The 16,361-nt window shown below is 52.0% G+C and carries 14 protein-coding genes and 1 other annotated feature; of the genes, 5 read left to right on the top strand and 9 right to left on the bottom strand.

Annotated elements, in window-relative coordinates; translation table 11 throughout:
• Positions 1 to 6: 6 nt before the first annotated feature.
• Complete coding sequence (thiD, locus tag DW088_RS02950; RefSeq protein ID WP_118359340.1) at positions 7 to 798, bottom strand: bifunctional hydroxymethylpyrimidine kinase/phosphomethylpyrimidine kinase; 792 nt, start codon at positions 796 to 798, stop codon at positions 7 to 9.
• 768 nt (positions 799 to 1,566) lie between these two features.
• On the opposite strand from thiD, the gene DW088_RS02945 reads away from it, so the two are divergent.
• Positions 1,567 to 3,282, top strand: a complete 1,716-nt coding sequence (locus tag DW088_RS02945; protein WP_118359338.1) for a carbon starvation CstA family protein — start codon at positions 1,567 to 1,569, stop codon at positions 3,280 to 3,282.
• Positions 3,283 to 3,448: 166 nt separating this feature from the next.
• Here the strand turns inward: DW088_RS02945 and leuB are convergent, their stop codons facing one another.
• The 4 genes from leuB to DW088_RS02925 are packed head-to-tail and all read right to left on the bottom strand — an operon-like array spanning position 3,449 to position 7,834.
• Entirely contained in the window at positions 3,449 to 4,525 is a 1,077-nt protein-coding gene (gene leuB, locus DW088_RS02940; protein ID WP_117488091.1) for a 3-isopropylmalate dehydrogenase, read from the bottom strand.
• A gap of 4 nt (positions 4,526 to 4,529) precedes the next feature.
• Entirely contained in the window at positions 4,530 to 5,021 is a 492-nt protein-coding gene (locus DW088_RS02935) for a 3-isopropylmalate dehydratase small subunit (RefSeq protein WP_117488093.1), read from the bottom strand.
• 17 nt (positions 5,022 to 5,038) lie between these two features.
• Complete coding sequence (gene leuC, locus DW088_RS02930) at positions 5,039 to 6,301, bottom strand: 3-isopropylmalate dehydratase large subunit (RefSeq protein WP_199720394.1); 1,263 nt, start codon at positions 6,299 to 6,301, stop codon at positions 5,039 to 5,041.
• 21 nt (positions 6,302 to 6,322) lie between these two features.
• Positions 6,323 to 7,834 (bottom strand): 2-isopropylmalate synthase, encoded by a 1,512-nt coding sequence (locus tag DW088_RS02925; RefSeq protein WP_118359336.1) that lies wholly within the window; start codon positions 7,832 to 7,834, stop codon positions 6,323 to 6,325.
• A 76-nt stretch (positions 7,835 to 7,910) separates the two neighbouring features.
• Positions 7,911 to 8,154 (bottom strand) — a binding site (T-box leader).
• A gap of 520 nt (positions 8,155 to 8,674) precedes the next feature.
• On the opposite strand from DW088_RS02925, the gene metG reads away from it, so the two are divergent.
• The 4 genes from metG (at position 8,675) to DW088_RS02905 (ending at position 13,110) form a co-directional block, all read left to right on the top strand.
• Entirely contained in the window at positions 8,675 to 10,609 is a 1,935-nt protein-coding gene (gene metG / locus DW088_RS02920; RefSeq protein ID WP_117752003.1) for a methionine--tRNA ligase, read from the top strand.
• 203 nt (positions 10,610 to 10,812) lie between these two features.
• Positions 10,813 to 11,226: an EamA family transporter gene (locus DW088_RS02915; protein ID WP_118359334.1), complete on the top strand. Its 414-nt coding sequence runs from the start codon at positions 10,813 to 10,815 to the stop codon at positions 11,224 to 11,226.
• Between the two features lie 333 nt (positions 11,227 to 11,559).
• Positions 11,560 to 12,324: an HAD hydrolase family protein gene (locus tag DW088_RS02910; RefSeq protein ID WP_118359332.1), complete on the top strand. Its 765-nt coding sequence runs from the start codon at positions 11,560 to 11,562 to the stop codon at positions 12,322 to 12,324.
• Positions 12,325 to 12,336: 12 nt separating this feature from the next.
• Positions 12,337 to 13,110 carry a TatD family hydrolase gene (locus DW088_RS02905; RefSeq protein WP_118359330.1) on the top strand — a complete coding sequence of 258 codons (774 nt, stop codon included), beginning with the start codon at positions 12,337 to 12,339 and terminating at the stop codon, positions 13,108 to 13,110.
• Positions 13,111 to 13,376: 266 nt separating this feature from the next.
• Here the strand turns inward: DW088_RS02905 and DW088_RS02900 are convergent, their stop codons facing one another.
• From DW088_RS02900 to DW088_RS02885, 4 genes are all read right to left on the bottom strand, one after another.
• The gene (locus DW088_RS02900) at positions 13,377 to 14,261 is read right to left on the bottom strand and encodes a HEPN domain-containing protein (protein ID WP_118359328.1); all 885 of its coding nucleotides are present in this window, start codon (positions 14,259 to 14,261) and stop codon (positions 13,377 to 13,379) included.
• 120 nt (positions 14,262 to 14,381) lie between these two features.
• Positions 14,382 to 15,503, bottom strand: coding sequence for a hypothetical protein (locus DW088_RS02895; protein WP_118359326.1), 1,122 nt, complete (start codon positions 15,501 to 15,503; stop codon positions 14,382 to 14,384).
• A 98-nt stretch (positions 15,504 to 15,601) separates the two neighbouring features.
• The gene (locus tag DW088_RS02890) at positions 15,602 to 15,946 is read right to left on the bottom strand and encodes a KilA-N domain-containing protein (protein ID WP_243029763.1); all 345 of its coding nucleotides are present in this window, start codon (positions 15,944 to 15,946) and stop codon (positions 15,602 to 15,604) included.
• Positions 15,907 to 16,209: a hypothetical protein gene (locus DW088_RS02885; protein ID WP_147356538.1), complete on the bottom strand. Its 303-nt coding sequence runs from the start codon at positions 16,207 to 16,209 to the stop codon at positions 15,907 to 15,909. Before DW088_RS02885 ends, DW088_RS02890 begins: the two co-directional genes overlap by 40 nt.
• Positions 16,210 to 16,361 lie beyond the last annotated feature (152 nt).

The following is a 16,361-nucleotide window of genomic DNA, read 5'->3' as shown; positions in this document are numbered from 1 at the left end:
TTTCTCTTACTCCTCCGAAAAAATACGGCAAAAATGGTTAAGCGGACCGCAGCCATGCCCCAGACCGGGTGCATGACGGATAGCGTCGGTGACATACTCTTTAGACAGCTTTACCGCCTCGGGCACGCTGTGGCCAAGCGCCAGATTGGATGCGATCGCAGAGGACAGCGTGCAGCCCGTGCCGTGCGTGCTGGTGGTGTTGATCTGCTCAATCTCAATGCGGTGACAGGTCTCGCCGTCAAACAGTACGTCCACCGCGCCCGCGATGTTCTTGCCGCCCTTGACGAGCACGTTTCTGCAGCCCTTGGTATAGATGCGGCGTGCCGCCTCCTCCATGTCCTCCGGCGTGCGGATTTCCATATCTGCCAGATACTGCGCCTCCGGTACGTTCGGTGTCAGCACCTCGGCAAAAGGCAGCACGGTCTCAATAAGTGCGCCGACAGACGCCGGATCCATCAGCGGATCACCGTTTTTAGCGAACATCACCGGATCAATCACAATGTGCGCCGGCTTGTACTGTGCCAGCTTGCCGGCTACCGCCTTCATGCACTCCGGCGAGGACAGCATGCCGATTTTAACCGCATCCGGCACGATGTCTTCAAACACCGCGTCAATCTGCTCCTCGATCATCCGGGGACTGATGTCCTGAATGTCGATCACGCGTGCGGTGTTTTCCGCTACGACTGATACGATAACGCTCATGCCGAACACGCCGTGTGCCGCCATGGTTTTCAGATCGGCCTGTACACCTGCACCGCCGGAGCAGTCCGAACCGGCAATAGTAAGCACTGTTTTCATTCCTGTTCCCTCCAATTTTATCATCGCTGCCGGGAAAATAAAAAAACGCCTCGTTTTCACCTTGCGGCAAAACCGAAGCACTCAATCCCAGCAATGCGACAGCTTCCCTACAATGGCATTAACCAACAGGTTCAAAAGGTTGGGTTTCTCGCCCTCTCAGCCGCTCATCACAGCACCCTTGCTTGTCTTTTATATAATATCAGTATAAGCCGTGTAAAATGCATTTGTCAAGTATAGAATCTTGCTGTATATGATACGCCGTTAAAAAATAAACAAATTTTCATTTATCAATACTGCCGGATTTGCAGGTGTTGCCAAAATTGCATTTTTCGTCTCCTGTCCGGTTGACAAACGGCAAAAAGAGGTCTATTATACGAATCGTTCAGTAGCCAAATGCTTTGAACAGGACATGACGTATCCGTATCACCGCTCACAGAAAGCCGTCGGTCGTGCAAGACGGCAGCAAGGCACGGGTTCGCTATCCCCTGCGAGCAGCTTCGATCAAAGGCAATGCCGAGTAGTCGAGGCCGGATATCCACCGTTAACAGGAAAAGCCCTCCGGAAGAATGCGGTACCGGGCGGCAATGAGAGGTCGGCAGCGTACTGTCGGCAAGCAAAGTGGTAACGCGGAAGTAAATACAGCAATAGCAATGTATATGCCTTCGTCTTTGCAGGATCATCTTCGTGATCCTCCTGCATGGACGAAGGCTTTTTTGCGTACCTTTGGCTGCGGAAACGCAAATCATTTCAAGAAAGAGACGAAAAAACATGAACACACTTGTAATTGTGCTGATCGCGGCTGTTGTTCTGTTCGGCGCGTACGTTTTCTACGGACGCTGGCTGGCGAACAAATGGGGTATCGACCCGAAAGCCAAGACGCCTGCCGTTGAATTTAATGACGGCAAGGACTTTGTGCCGACCAACGGCTGGACGGTATTCAGTCACCAGTTCTCCTCCATCGCGGGCGCAGGCCCTGTAACCGGCGCAATTCAGGCTGCGGCGTTCGGCTGGCTGCCGGTACTGCTGTGGGTGCTGATCGGCGGCGTATTCTTCGGCGCGGTAGCCGACTTCGGCGCGCTGTACGCTTCGGTTAAGAACAAGGGCAAGTCGATGGGTATGCTGATTGAGAAGTACATCGGCAAAACCGGCCGCAAGCTGTTCCTGATTTTCTCGTGGATCTTCTGCTGCATCGTTGTTGCGGCATTCGCAGATATGGTTGCGGGCACATTCAACGCCTACACTGTCACTGACGCAGGCGTTACCGAGCTGGCTGCTGCCGCAACCACCAACGGTGCGGCAGGCATGATCTCCATCATGTTTATGGTATTCGCGGTTGTGCTCGGCCTTATCCAGAAAAAGTTTAACCTGACCGGCTGGAAGGAAGCCGTTGTCGGTATTGTGTGCATCGTTACCTCCTTTGCAATCGGCATGAACTGCCCGCTTATCTTCGGCAAGGCAGCATGGAGCTATATCACCTTCGTTTATATCTTCTTCGCCGCTGTCCTTCCGATGTGGCTGCTCAAGCAGCCGCGCGACTACATGACCACCTTCATGTTCATCTGCATGATCGCAGGCGCAGTCGTCGGTCTGGTTGTTGCACATCCGACTATGAATCTGCCGGTATTCACCGGTTTTACCAATGAGAAGCTCGGCACGATGTTCCCGATCCTGTTTGTAACCGTTGCATGCGGTGCGGTTTCCGGTTTCCACAGCCTGGTTTCCTCGGGTACGTCCTCCAAGACCATCGAGAACGAAAAGGACATGCCCAAGGTTGGCTATGGCGCAATGGTGCTGGAAAGCCTGCTGGCTGTTCTGGCACTGTGCGTTGCCGGTGCTGCTGCAGCAGCTGACGGTACGCCGGCAGCGGGCACGCCGTTCCAGGTATTCAGCAGCGGTGTCGCAGGCTTCTTCGAGATGTTCGGCGTTCCGGTTTATGTTGCTACTGCATTTATGACCATGTGTGTTTCCGCACTGGCGCTGACCAGTCTGGACGCGGTTGCGCGTATCGGCCGCATGAGCTTTCAGGAGCTGTTCTCCGTCGATGACATGGAGCATGCTGAGGGCTGGCGCAAGCTGTTCTGTAACGTATATTTCTCCACGGTTATCACGCTAGCATTTGGTTTCCTGCTCACCAAGATCGGCTATGCCAATATCTGGCCGCTGTTCGGTTCGGCCAACCAGCTGCTGAGCGCTCTGGTGCTCATCACGCTCTGCATATTCCTCAAGGTTACCGGCCGCAGCAACAAGATGATCTTCCCGCCGCTGATCATCATGCTGTGTGTTACCTTCACCGCGCTGGTGCAGCGTTTCCTTGCTATGGTAAAGGCGATCTCTGCTGCCGCCTCAACGGCTATTCCGGCCGGTGAAACCACCTGGGGCGCGGTATTCATCGCAAACGGTCTGCAGCTTATCCTTGCGGTACTGCTGATTGTGCTCGGTCTGACGATCGTTATCCACTCGTTCAAGAGCTATGCCAAGAGCTAGAGAAACAGCGAGAACGCGTAAAGCCGATTCTCCATATAACAAAAACGGCTTCGAAAAACCGAAGCCGCAAGACTATCGAAAAACCCGGTTGCAGCCTAATCGCAACCGGGTTTCTTGATAGGAAAAATTCACGGAGTAATTACGGATTACTCATTCCTGATTATTCTTAAAGCTGTTCGCGAATCAGTGCACCCATCTCCGAGGTGGACAGTACCTTCTCACCCTTTGCGGCGATGTCCGCGGTGCGGTGGCCTGCGTTGAGGACATTCTCAACAGCGGTTTCGATGGCGTCTGCCTCGTCCTTGAGGCCGAAGGAGTAGCGCAGCATCATCGCGCACGACAGGATGGTCGCGATCGGGTTCGCGATGCCCTTGCCCGCAATGTCCGGCGCGGAGCCGTGGATAGGCTCGTACATACCCTTGCCGCTCTCGTTCATGGAGGCGGACGGCAGCATACCGATAGAGCCGGTGATCATAGAAGCCTCATCGGACAGAATATCGCCGAACAGGTTGCCGGTTACGATAACATCGAACTGACCCGGATTGCGGACGAGCTGCATCGCGCAGTTGTCAACGTACATATCCGTGTACTCAACCTCCGGGTACTCGTCCTTGATGCGGTGCATGGTCTCGCGCCATACGCGGCTGGTTTCAAGCACGTTTGCCTTGTCTACCGAGCAGACCTTCTTATTGCGCTTCATCGCCATCTCAAAAGCACGGCGGCCGATGCGCTCTACCTCATATACCGAGTAGTTCATGTCGTCCGCGCCGGTCTCGCCCCAGCCCTTGTCGCTCTCGCGGCGGTAGTGCTTGCCGAAGTAAACGTCGCCGGTCAGCTCACGGCAAACGAGAATGTCGAAGCCGTCGCCGATAATCTCGGGCTTGATCGGGCACGCATCCGCGAGTGCCTTGTGCATCTGCGCCGGACGCAGGTTGACGAACAGGCCCAGTGCGGCGCGCAGACCGAGCAGTGCCTTCTCCGGACGCTTTGCACTCGGCACATCGTCCCACTTCGGGCCGCCGACTGCACCGAGCAGCACGGAATCCGCGTTCTTGCAGATCTCGATGGTCTCATCGGTCAGCGGGATGCCGTTCTTGTCGATCGAGCAGCCGCCTGCGAGGACCTCCTGAAAATTGAACTTGTGGCCGAACTTCTCGCCGACCTTATCGAGCACGAGCATAGCCTCGGATACGATCTCCGGGCCGATGCCGTCACCCTTGACAACAGCAATATTGTATTCCATAGGATTATGCCTCTCTCTCCTTGAGCGACTTGAGCAGGCCGCCTGCCTTGATGATGTTCTGGATAAACGGCGGGAATGCAGCTGCCTGCCAGCTCTCGCCCTTGGTAACGTCGGTGATCACACCGGTGTCGAAGTTTACCTCTACCTCGTCGCCTGCATCAATGCCGTTCGCCGCTGCCTCGCACTCGAGGATGGGCAGGCCGATGTTGATGGCGTTGCGGTAGAAGATACGCGCGAACGAGGACGCGATCACGCAGGAAACGCCGTTCTCACGGAGAACAAGCGGCGCGTGCTCACGGGAAGAACCGCAGCCGAAGTTGCGGGTCGCAACAACGATATCGCCCGGGTGCATATTCTTTACGAAATCCGCGTCGATGTCCTCCATTGCGTGGGTGGACAGCTCCTTCGGGTCTGCGATATTCAGATAACGTGCGGGGATGATAACGTCGGTATCGACATTATCGCCGTACTTGAAAACCTTGCCTTTTGCGTTCATGGTATGTGTTTCCTCCCTTACTTCAGGTCGTCCGGTGCACAGATATAGCCTGCTACCGCACTTGCGGCAGCGACGGCCGGGCTTGCCAGATAAATTTCCGAGGTAATATGCCCCATACGGCCTACAAAGTTGCGGTTGGTGGTGGAAACCGCCTTCTCGCCGTGCGCCAGAATACCCATATGACCGCCGAGGCACGGGCCGCAGGTCGGCGTGGAAACGATAGCGCCAGCCTGAATGAAGATCTTGGTCAGGCCCTCCTCGATGCACTGCAGGTAAACTTCCTGTGTTGCGGGGATGATGATGGTGCGCACATTCGGATTTACCTTGCGGCCCTTGAGGATTTCAGCTGCAACGCGCATATCGTCGATGCGGCCGTTGGTGCAGGAACCGATGACCGACTGCTGAACCTCAATATGGCCGAGGTCGTCAATGGTCTTGGTGTTCTCCGGCAGATGCGGGCATGCGATGGTCGGACGAAGTGCAGACAGGTCGATTTCGATGGTCTGCTCGTACTCTGCGTCAGCGTCGGCCTCAAATGCGGTAACTTCGCGGTTTACGCGGCTCTTGATATAGTCCATCGTCTTGTCGTCCACCGGGAAAATGCCGTTCTTCGCACCGGCCTCGATCGCCATGTTGCAGATGGTGAAGCGGTCGTCCATGGACAGCTCGTGTGCGCCCTCGCCGACAAACTCCATCGACTTGTACAGCGCACCGTCCACGCCGATCTTGCCGATGATGTGCAGGATGACGTCCTTGCCAGATACCCACGGGTTCAGCTTGCCGGTGAGCACAAACTTGATGGCGCTCGGCACCTTGAACCATGCCTTGCCGGTCGCCATGCCTGCGGCGAGGTCGGTAGAGCCAACGCCGGTCGAGAATGCACCCAGTGCGCCGTAGGTGCAGGTGTGGCTGTCCGCGCCGATAATAAGCTCACCGGGAGCGGTCAGACCTTTTTCCGGCAGCAGCGCGTGCTCGATACCCATTGCGCCAACGTCGAAGAAGTTTACGATGTTGTACTTCTTGGAGAACTCGCGGCATTCGAGGCACTGCTCAGCGGACTTGATGTCCTTATTCGGTGCAAAATGGTCCATTACGAGCGCAATCTTGGTGTTGTCGAACACCTTGTCGAAGCCCGCCTTCTCCATCTCTCGGATGGCAACCGGACCGGTGATATCGTTTGCCAGCGTGAGATCTACGTTTGCCTCGATCAGCTGACCTGCCGTTACGCTTTCCAGACCCGCATGCTTTGCGAGGATCTTCTGCGTCATTGTCATACCCATAACAGCGTTCCTCCTGCTGAATTAGTCGTTAAAATACTTGTTAATGCCGTTGATGTACGCCTTGATGGACGCCTCCATAACGTCAACCGATACGCCGCGGCCGGTAACAACCTCGTTGCTGCCGTCTACGCGGATCTTGACAATAGCCTCGCTCTGTGCGTCCTCGCCGTCGGTCAGTGCGCGCAGCGAGTAGTCCTCCAGAACGATTTCCTTGCCGATGATCTTGTCGATTGCATGGAACGATGCGTTGATCGGGCCGTCGGAAGCGGCAGCACGCTCAAACATCTCGTCGCCCTTCTTGACGCGGATAACAGCGGTAGAGGTAATGGTGTTGCCAGAGTTGATAACAAAGCGGTCGAGCGTATAGCGCTCCTCGCCGGAAACCGGAACAGCACCGATCAGACCCTCGAGGTCGCGGTCCTTGATGACCTTCTTTTTGTCGGCCAGAACCTTGAACTTCTCGAATGCCTTTTCGAGCTTCTCATGGTCGAGCGTGTAACCCAGCTCATGCAGACGCTCCTCGAAGGCGTGACGGCCGGAATGCTTGCCGAGCACGATCGCGTTCTTCGGGATACCGACGGATTCCGGAGTCATGATCTCGTAGGTTTCCTTGTTGGCCATCACGCCGTGCTGGTGGATGCCTGCCTCGTGTGCGAACGCATTTGCACCGATGATCGGCTTGGTCGGTGCAACAGCAACGCCGGTAATGGTCTGGATCATGCGGCTTGCACGGTAGATCTGGGTGGTTTCGATGTTGCAGCCGATGCCGAAGTGGTCAGCACGGGTCTTGAGCGCCATAACGCACTCCTCCATCGAGGCGTTGCCTGCGCGCTCGCCGATGCCATTGATGGTGCACTCGATCTGGTCAATACCGGCTTCAACGCCTGCCAGAGAGTTTGCAACTGCCATGCCGAGGTCGTTGTGCATGTGGCAGGACAGGATTACGTTCTCGATACCCTCGGTGTGCTCACGCAGATACTTGATGCGGGATGCGTACTCCTGCGGGATCATGTAGCCGACGGTATCCGGAATGTTGATGGTAGTAGCACCGGCCTTGATGGCGGTTTCCACAACGCGGCACAGGAAGTCGAGGTCGGAGCGGGTTGCGTCCTCGGCGGAGAACTCGATGTCCGAACAGAACTTCTTGGCGAAGGCCACGTTGTGCGCTACGGATTCCAGCACCTCATCCGGCGTCATCTTCAGCTTGTACTCCATGTGTACCGGGCTGGTCGCGAGGAAGGTGTGAATGCGGGCAGACTCTGCACGGCGGATGGAGTTCCATGCCGCCTCGATGTCCTGCTCACGGCAGCGTGCCAGCGAGCAGATGGTAGCGCCGCGCACGGTATCAGCGATTGCTGCGATAGCAGCAGCATCACCGGGAGAAGCAGCCGCAAAGCCTGCTTCAATGATATCTACCTTGAGGGCTTCGAGCTGCTTTGCAACCTCGATCTTCTCATTCAGGTTCATGCTGCAGCCGGGGGACTGCTCACCGTCACGCAGCGTCGTATCAAAAATCTTAACTGTTCTTCCCATGGTATCTTGTCCTCTCCTATTCAGAATTTTACCGGGTTTACAGGGACAAAAAAAGCTCCGTCCCTTAATCCAATCATTAAGAGACGAAGCGAAAGCTCCGCGGTACCACTCTTGTTGCCGCAGTATGGTGCGACCCCTCTATGCACATCTGACAATGCGCTCCCCTGTAACGGTGGGTATCCGTTCCCTCCTACCGGTCCGAAGGACTTTCAGCGGACAGCTCCCGGGCGAGTTTCACTGCTTCCTGACGCTGCCTTACACCAACCGGCAGCTCTCTGCGGACAGGGGTGACAATTACTTTACCCGTTCATCACCTTTATCAATATGTTTTTATATTAGACCTCTGAGCCGCTGTTGTCAAGACTTTTTTTAAGGCAGCGCCGGGCATACTGCACCGCAAACAGATTTGACAAACCTTCTCCAATATAGTAAAATAACACTGTATACAGGAAAACGCTGTTTTCCTGAGCACATCTGTTAAAAGCAGTGAAGAGAAGAGTACGCAGTGAAGTACGTCAAAGCGAGTTCCGGGCGGTGAAAGCGGAACGCGGAGGGCACTGCCGAACATGGTCTTGGAGCTTCGCACCGAACTTACTTTGTAATAGTATGCAAGGCTGCGGCGGCAAAGTCCTGCCGTTATCGAGGACGATGGGTAGCATTCTACCCGCTGAGGCGCCTTTCCGCGAGGAAGGCGTAAAGCAAGGTGGTAACACGGAAGGTTTGTCCTCCGTCCTTGCAGTGGCAAAATACAGGCCATTGCAGGAACGGAGGATTTTTTGTTTCCTGTTCCCTGCTGTCACGCATAAAACATATTTATATATGTAAGGAGAGAATACACGAATGGACAAGAAACCCTATTATATCTCAACGGCGATCGCCTATACCTCGGCGAAGCCGCACATCGGCAACACCTACGAGATCGTGCTGGCCGACGCTATCGCACGCTACAAGCGCATGACCGGTTACGACGTTTATTTCCAGACCGGCACGGACGAGCATGGTCAGAAGATTCAGGAGAAGGCCGAGGCAGCCGGCATCACGCCGCAGCAGCACGTTGACAAGGTTGCCGGTGAGGTTAAGACCATCTGGGATCTGATGAACACCACCTATGACAAGTTCATCCGCACCACCGACCCGATGCACGAGAAAAAGGTGCAGAAGATCTTCAAAAAGCTGTATGATCAGGGCGATATTTACAAGGGTGCGTACAAGGGCAAATACTGCAAGCCGTGTGAGTCCTTCTGGACCGAGAGCCAGCTGAAGGACGGCTGCTGCCCGGACTGCGGCCGCCCGTGCGTAGACGCCGAGGAGGAGGCATACTTCTTCCGCATGAGCAAGTACGCCGACCGCCTGATGAAGCACATCGAGGAGCACCCCGAGTTCATTCAGCCGGAGAGCCGCAAGAACGAGATGGTAAACAACTTCCTCAAGCCGGGTCTGCAGGACCTGTGCGTTTCCCGCACCTCGTTCAGCTGGGGCATTCCGGTAGACTTTGACCCGGGCCATGTTGTCTATGTTTGGCTGGATGCGCTTACCAACTATATCACCTTCTGCGGCTACGATCCGGACGGCAACCACGATGAGCACTACAAGAAGTTCTGGCCGGCTGATGTGCACCTGATCGGCAAGGATATCATCCGCTTCCACACCATCTACTGGCCGATCTTCCTGATGGCTCTGGGCGAGCCGCTCCCGAAGCAGGTATTCGGCCATCCGTGGCTGCTGGTCGGCGACGGCAAGATGTCCAAGTCGCTCGGCAACGTTATCTATGCGGACGATCTGGTTCGCCTGTTCGGTGTGGATGCCATCCGCTACTACGTTCTGCACGAGATGCCGTTCGCAAATGACGGTGTACTCTCCTACGAGCTGATCTGCGAGCGCATTAACTCTGATCTGGCAAATGTGCTCGGCAATCTGGTCAACCGCACGATTGCCATGACCAAGAAGTATTTCGGCGGCATTGTTCCGGCGCCGACCGCACCGGAAGCACTTGATGACGAGCTGAAGGCAGTCGCACTCGGTCTGCCGGCGGCTGTTGAGAAGAAGATGGACACCCTGCACGTTGCAGATGCCATCGACGAGGTATTCGCACTGCTGCGCCGCTCCAACAAGTATATCGACGAGACCATGCCGTGGGCGCTCGCCAAGGACGAGAGCAAGCAGGCGCGTCTGGGCACGGTGCTGTACAACCTGCTCGAAGCGATCCGCTTTGCGGCGGTTGAACTGAAGCCGTATCTGCCGGACACCGCCGACAAGATTTTCGCACAGCTGGGTGTTGAAAACAAGGGCGTCGAGAGCCTGACCTCGTTTGACGGCATGCAGCCGGGACAGCCGGTCGGCGAAGCCTCCATCCTGTTCGAGCGCATCGACATTCCGAAGAAGCTCGCTGAGATCGAGGAGGAAAAGAAGGCTGCCGAGGCAGAGCAGAAGCCTGCAGTTGAGTTCCTGCCGGATATCCCGTTTGACGATTTCTGCAAGGTCGATATGACCGTGTGCAAGGTGCTCGCATGCGAGAACGTCAAGAAGAGCAATAAGCTGCTCAAGTTCCAGCTGGATGACGGCTCGGGCACGCCGCGTCAGATTCTGTCCGGTATTGCCAAGTATTACAAGCCGGAGGAGCTGGTCGGCAAGACGGTCGTCGCCGTTACCAACCTGCCGCCGCGCAAGATGATGGGTCAGGAGTCCAACGGCATGCTGCTCTCCGCCGAAAAGGACGAAAAGCTCAACCTGCTCATGCTGGACGACAGCATTCCGGCTGGCGCCAAGCTGTGCTAAAATAAACACACTTTACAACGGATTCCGCAGGGCGGGGTGCCCTCACCCCGCCGCACATAAACGGGAACACTCGGTTGCAACGGCGGGCTGAGGGCAGCCCGCCCTACGAATGGGTTAACAGATGTGTTATCCCATGTATAATTTCGCACACACTACAATCAACAATTTAGGAAGCGAAAATTATGACAAGAGGGCGAAATGCAATGTGGATCATTTATGCGCTGCTCTCTGCGGTATTTGCCGCACTGACAACGATTTTAGCCAAAATCGGCGTAGAAAACGTGGACAGCACGCTTGCTACTGCTATCCGAACCGCTGTGGTGCTCGTGATGGCATGGGGCATGGTCTTCTTGATGGGAAAACAGGGCGGCGTAAGCGCAATCGGCGCCAAAAGCTGGGTATTCCTTACCCTGTCCGGACTGGCGACCGGTGGTTCGTGGCTGTTTTACTACAAGGCCCTGCAGATGGGCGAAGCCAGCCGTGTGGCTCCAATCGACAAGCTGAGCGTTGTTATCACGATGATTCTGGCGTTTGTTGTCCTGCATGAGACCGTGACGGTCAAGGGCGTGATCGGCGGCATTCTGATTGCGGCAGGCACGCTGTTTATGATTCTGTGATATATTTTAAGCAAAAGAGTTAAGGCAATACCGCATAATTGAACAAGAGTGATTTGCGAGTAAATTTTGCGTACTGACGAGGCACAGTTTTGCGGTAATACTTGATGTATTACCGTGAAACTTCGGCAGCGCGGACGGAACTCGCGCAAGGAACCGAAGCCAAAGTCAGGACACAAAATTTCCGCAAAGCACCGCGGCAGTGCGATCGGAGCCTGCACAAGGAGCCGCCGCTTTAATTGTGCGGTGTTGCCTTAAGAACAGAGTGGAGAGTGAAGAGTGGAGATTTATGTTTTCTGCACTCTCCACTCTTCACTCTGTTATTGAGGGTTTTACATGCACAAAAAATACTTCTTTTTTGATATTGACGGCACGCTTTCCACCGGTCTCACCACCATGATGCCGGAAAGCGCAGTAAAGGCACTGGCGCAGCTTCGTGCTAACGGCCACTTTACCGCCATTGCGACCGGACGGCTGCAGGCATCTGCAGCAGCCGTTGCCGCGCGCTACGGCTTCACGGACATTGTAGCGGACGGCGGCTGGAGCGTAACGCACAACGGCGAAATTGTCGAGATGGAGTCGCTGCCGACGGCCGACTGCATTGCGCTGATCGAGCGGCTTGAGCAGGCCGGTATTCCGTGGGCGGTGTCGCCGGAGAATGAGAAACTATGCGTAACAACGGATAAAAATTATCTTCCGTATGCACCGGAGAACTACTTCCCTGTTCTGTGGGACCCGCATTTTGATTATCACAGGCTGGAGCATCTGTACAAGGTTTACTACGTCTGCACGCCTGATGAGGAGAATCATATTGACGCGGGCGGTCTGCCGCTTGTGCGGTACAATCCTCATGTGATTTTCGTTGAGCCGAAGGAAAAACAGCGAGGTATTCGCTATTTTCAGCAGCTTTTATCCATTCCAGATGAGGATATTGTGGTGTTTGGCGACGGCATGAACGACATCTGCATGTTCGGTCAGGGATGGCTGTCTATTGCGATGGGCAATGCCCGCGCCGCGCTCAAGGAGAAAGCGGATTACATCACAACCGACGTGGATAAGGACGGACTTTGGAACGCCTGCAGGCATTTCGGCTGGATTTGAGGAAGGTTTACTATGCTTTTTGATACACATGCACACTATGACGATGAACGGTTCGACGAGGACCGCGATACGCTGCTGGTTTCCATGCCCGAGAACAATGTCGGCCTGATTCTCAATCCCGGCTGCGATGTGGAAAGCTCGCGCAAAGCGGTCAGCTACGCGAATAAATATCCATTTGTATATGCGGCGGTCGGTATTCACCCGGAGAACATCGAGGACGGCTGGGAGGCTGATCTGGAGACCATCCGCGCACTGGCACAGAACGAAAGCAAGGTTCGCGCCATCGGCGAAATTGGTCTTGACTATTACTGGGAAAAAGATGAGCGTGCGCGTGCGCGGCAGCAGGTTGTATTTGCCCGCCAAATGGAGCTGGCGCGTGCACTGCACCTCCCTGTCATCGTGCATGACCGCGATGCGCACGCCGACAGCATGGAGATCACCCGTCGGTATCCGGATGTGATCGGCGTATACCACTGCTATGCCAGTCACGTCGAAATGGCACGCGAACTGCTGAAACTCGGCTATTATCTGTCATTTACCGGTGTTATCACATTCAAAAATGCCAAAAAGGCGAAGGAAGTCATTCGTGAAGTGCCGATTGAGCGATTGATGATCGAGACCGATTCGCCCTACATGGCACCCGAGCCGTTTCGCGGCCGCCGTAATTCCTCGCTGTATGTGCATCGCATGGCTGAGACTATCGCGGAAATCAAGGGCATGAGTGCCGCAGAGGTTGAACGGATTACAACCGAAAACGGCAGACAGCTGTTTGGTATTTCCGGGTAAGATAAAGCAAAACAGGGACAAGAGGTTTTATCTCTTGTCCCTGTTTTGTATGAACTATGTTGACGAAAAAGATGCACCAATCCAAAGCCCCATCTCATCAAGCCGCAAACCAGCGGAGCGTTTGCGGCTTGAAAAGGAGGAGCAGCGGAATGAGTGCGCTCTGACTTTTTTGATAAAAAAGTCGGAGCAAGCGATATAAAGCTTGCTCCGACGTGTAATAGCGAAACACTATAGATATCGGTCCAAACCTCAATTTGCAGAGAAAATCATTGGTCGCATCTATCTGCCCACCAGCAATTTATAGTTTCAATACGATTAGACAATCTCTCCTTGTATCGGTTTAGTGGAATATCGAGCAAATCTAATAAAATAATTCTATACATGAGTGAAAGCTTGTGTAGGTAAAGCACACTCTCATCACCATTCAAGAATTTTCTATTCTGCTTACTTTTAATGTGAGCAATTCGATTCCTACTATTTACTAATATTTGCACAAAACCTTCCAAGTCTTTTTGGTACTCACCCCGAAAAATTTCTTGCCCATAATGGCTTATTATATATTTAAGATCCAAACCTAATTGGGACTCCTCACGACTCTTCCTTTTTGGCAAAACAAATTCGCTCTTTTTGCTCTGAATAATCTCGCCCACACCAATAAAGGCTTCAATTAGGAAAGCACATTTCATGTCCACAGGCATTTCAACTCTGGAAAGGCAATATAAAGCCGTATTGTGAACAATATCTAATTCCTCTTGAATCAGACACCAATTTGAAAAAAGTGTTTCGGAAAGCACCTCATCAAAATTAATCAAACGGTTATTTTCTCCAATCATAAAATCAGCAGAAAAATAATTAGGAAGCAACTTTTTCTGAATGCTTGTGGTGATTTCGACTCCATCCTGAGTAACCGATGTGATTGGATAAAACTGCCCATCCATTAGCATTATTAGACGCTTCAAATCAAAGTATAAATGATGAAGGTCGTATATGGAGGCATCTTCTACAGTATGAACCGTAATGATACGTTCACCAAATTGCTCTATGGAAATCTCTGCCAAACTATGTTGTTGGCCTATATAGGCTGTAATCGTTTTCTCGAACGGTCCACCAAGTATACCATTGTTGGGACATTCTCGAACAATGAATTCCATCTGGTCACCACCTTTAGATAGTGCGGAGTTTTCTCTTGGCTAAAAAGAAGAAAAAAGTTCTGTTTTAAATATCATACAGCAAGCTTTATGTGAATTTCTATGTTACTCCAGACATATTAACTAATCGTTTATAAATTCCTCAAATCCGCGGTATAAAGTATAGTTATACTTTGCAATTTGCGGTTGCCCTCCAAAGAGTTTGGAGGCTCCTGGATAATACGAAAAAGTAGACTTGATTTGTGCTAAGTAAGTATATGGATTATTAATGTTCCCTACTCTTTTCTCAAAAATCCCAGTCAAGATTCCGGCCCACAAGCCGGAAGACTCAATTGCGCCTTTATATAAATCAGGGAAATTACTACAATACCCCAATACATCCGCAGCTACAGTAATTACAGTTGTCAATATACCACCAAACTTAGCAACCCTTAAAATATCCATACTTTTTCTATATTCATTCGCTGCAGAATCAATTTTTTTCTTTTCATCATTAATAATTGCCTCTATCACTTCAGGAGCATCTGCTTGAGCCAGCTCATTGCGAAGAGTTTTAATGGCATTCAAAAATTGATTGCGCTCATCTTTTCGCTTTTCACGAAAACGAAGAATATCTGTGGGAGGAACATGCAAAAGATCTTGTGGAAAAATATCTGGAATCATAATCGATACTAATGCTTCGGTGCTCGGTTCAATGTATTCTTTCCCCAGTCGATAATCATCCTGAAGAGCTCCTCCGTATAAAAAGTAGGTTGATGTTGTCCACAACTCTTGATTTCTGGTCCACAAAGATAGTGAATTCTTTTTTGCAATGTGATTTGCTAAAAAGGTCATATAGAAGTTCACAGTGTGGGGGCTTGCATACAGCCAGTTTTCATCCTCGTCAATATGTTTTAGCTTGAAGAAAATATCCTGCAAGAGTTTGACATCCATTTTTGAAGAATGAATTCGGATATATTCTGTTTCATCATCCTCAATCAGCGAAAGCGCAGCTGCTTTTCTATGATTCTCATCCATAAACTTCGAAAATTCTTCACTCGCTTCTTTTGAATACGGAACAGGAGATAGTGGGATTCCAATTTCGCCGGTAGAACACAACTCTCTAATATTTCGCGGTTCATTCAATTCATATCCAGGGGGCACAATTCTATATATTTTATCCGCAAAAAGAGCTGCATTCCAGAGCCATTGATAATCTTCGTGGCGAAACTCAATTGTCGGATAATAAAGAATAGAGTTACTCATAATTCAAGTTTCCTCTCTATAATTTTAAGGAATATTTTATTGATGAATTGAATGGCTTATGCGCATCATCCGTCAATTTCTATACATGATTCAAATTGTTACTTTAGGTGCGTCCTCCCCAAAGATAACTTAATCAATAGCATCTTAAACTCTGGTGCAATCCATGAAGCAAACTCGCAAGCAATCATCGGATGAGCAAATGTTCCTCTGGCTTTACCTTGCTTAGAAACAATGCCGATTGCCTTTGTTCGGTCGATCCACAGCTTTGGTGTCAATGTAAAAGAAGCGGCTTTCTTCTTTTCTAAAAGCTCCTCATAACCGGCTTCGCTGTAATCAGGATTATTTTCCTGTTCCCACAGGTTGAGGAAGGCTAAGGTGTTTCCACTTCGCAACCAACTCTGAATCACATATCCTGGAGCATCCTCACTATGTGCTCGAGCAATCTCGGTAAGAGAAATATAACTTTCATCTTGCTTCTTGTCCTGTGATACCGAGTTCTTCTCCGTGCAACACTTTCCAATACCTCACTCTTACTCTTGCCATAGCCAGCGAGAGCGGAGAGCGTATATTCAGCAATATCATTTTCCTTTGCGATTCGCAGTATAATTCGATCTCGTTCCTCGCAGGTGATATTATCCGCTGCCACAAGGTATTCCAACAAATTTCCAATGCCAGCTAAATCTATCATGCTGATTTTCCTTGCCACACGCCTCACCTCTTGAGGCTATTGTAGCATAACTTGTAGAAATATGAAAGATAAATCAAATCTGAATCACGGCAGGGGAAACATAGCGTGTGCCTTTCCTTGATGTTCCTTCCTTATCGTAATCAACATTGCAGCAGGCAGACTTCTCAAAC

Origin of the sequence: Butyricicoccus sp. AM05-1, assembly GCF_003474415.1 — a bacterium.
Lineage (GTDB): Bacteria > Bacillota > Clostridia > Oscillospirales > Butyricicoccaceae > Agathobaculum > Agathobaculum butyriciproducens.
The sequence above is the reverse complement of the archived record's forward strand: the minus strand, read 5'-3'. Positions and strand labels throughout refer to the sequence as shown.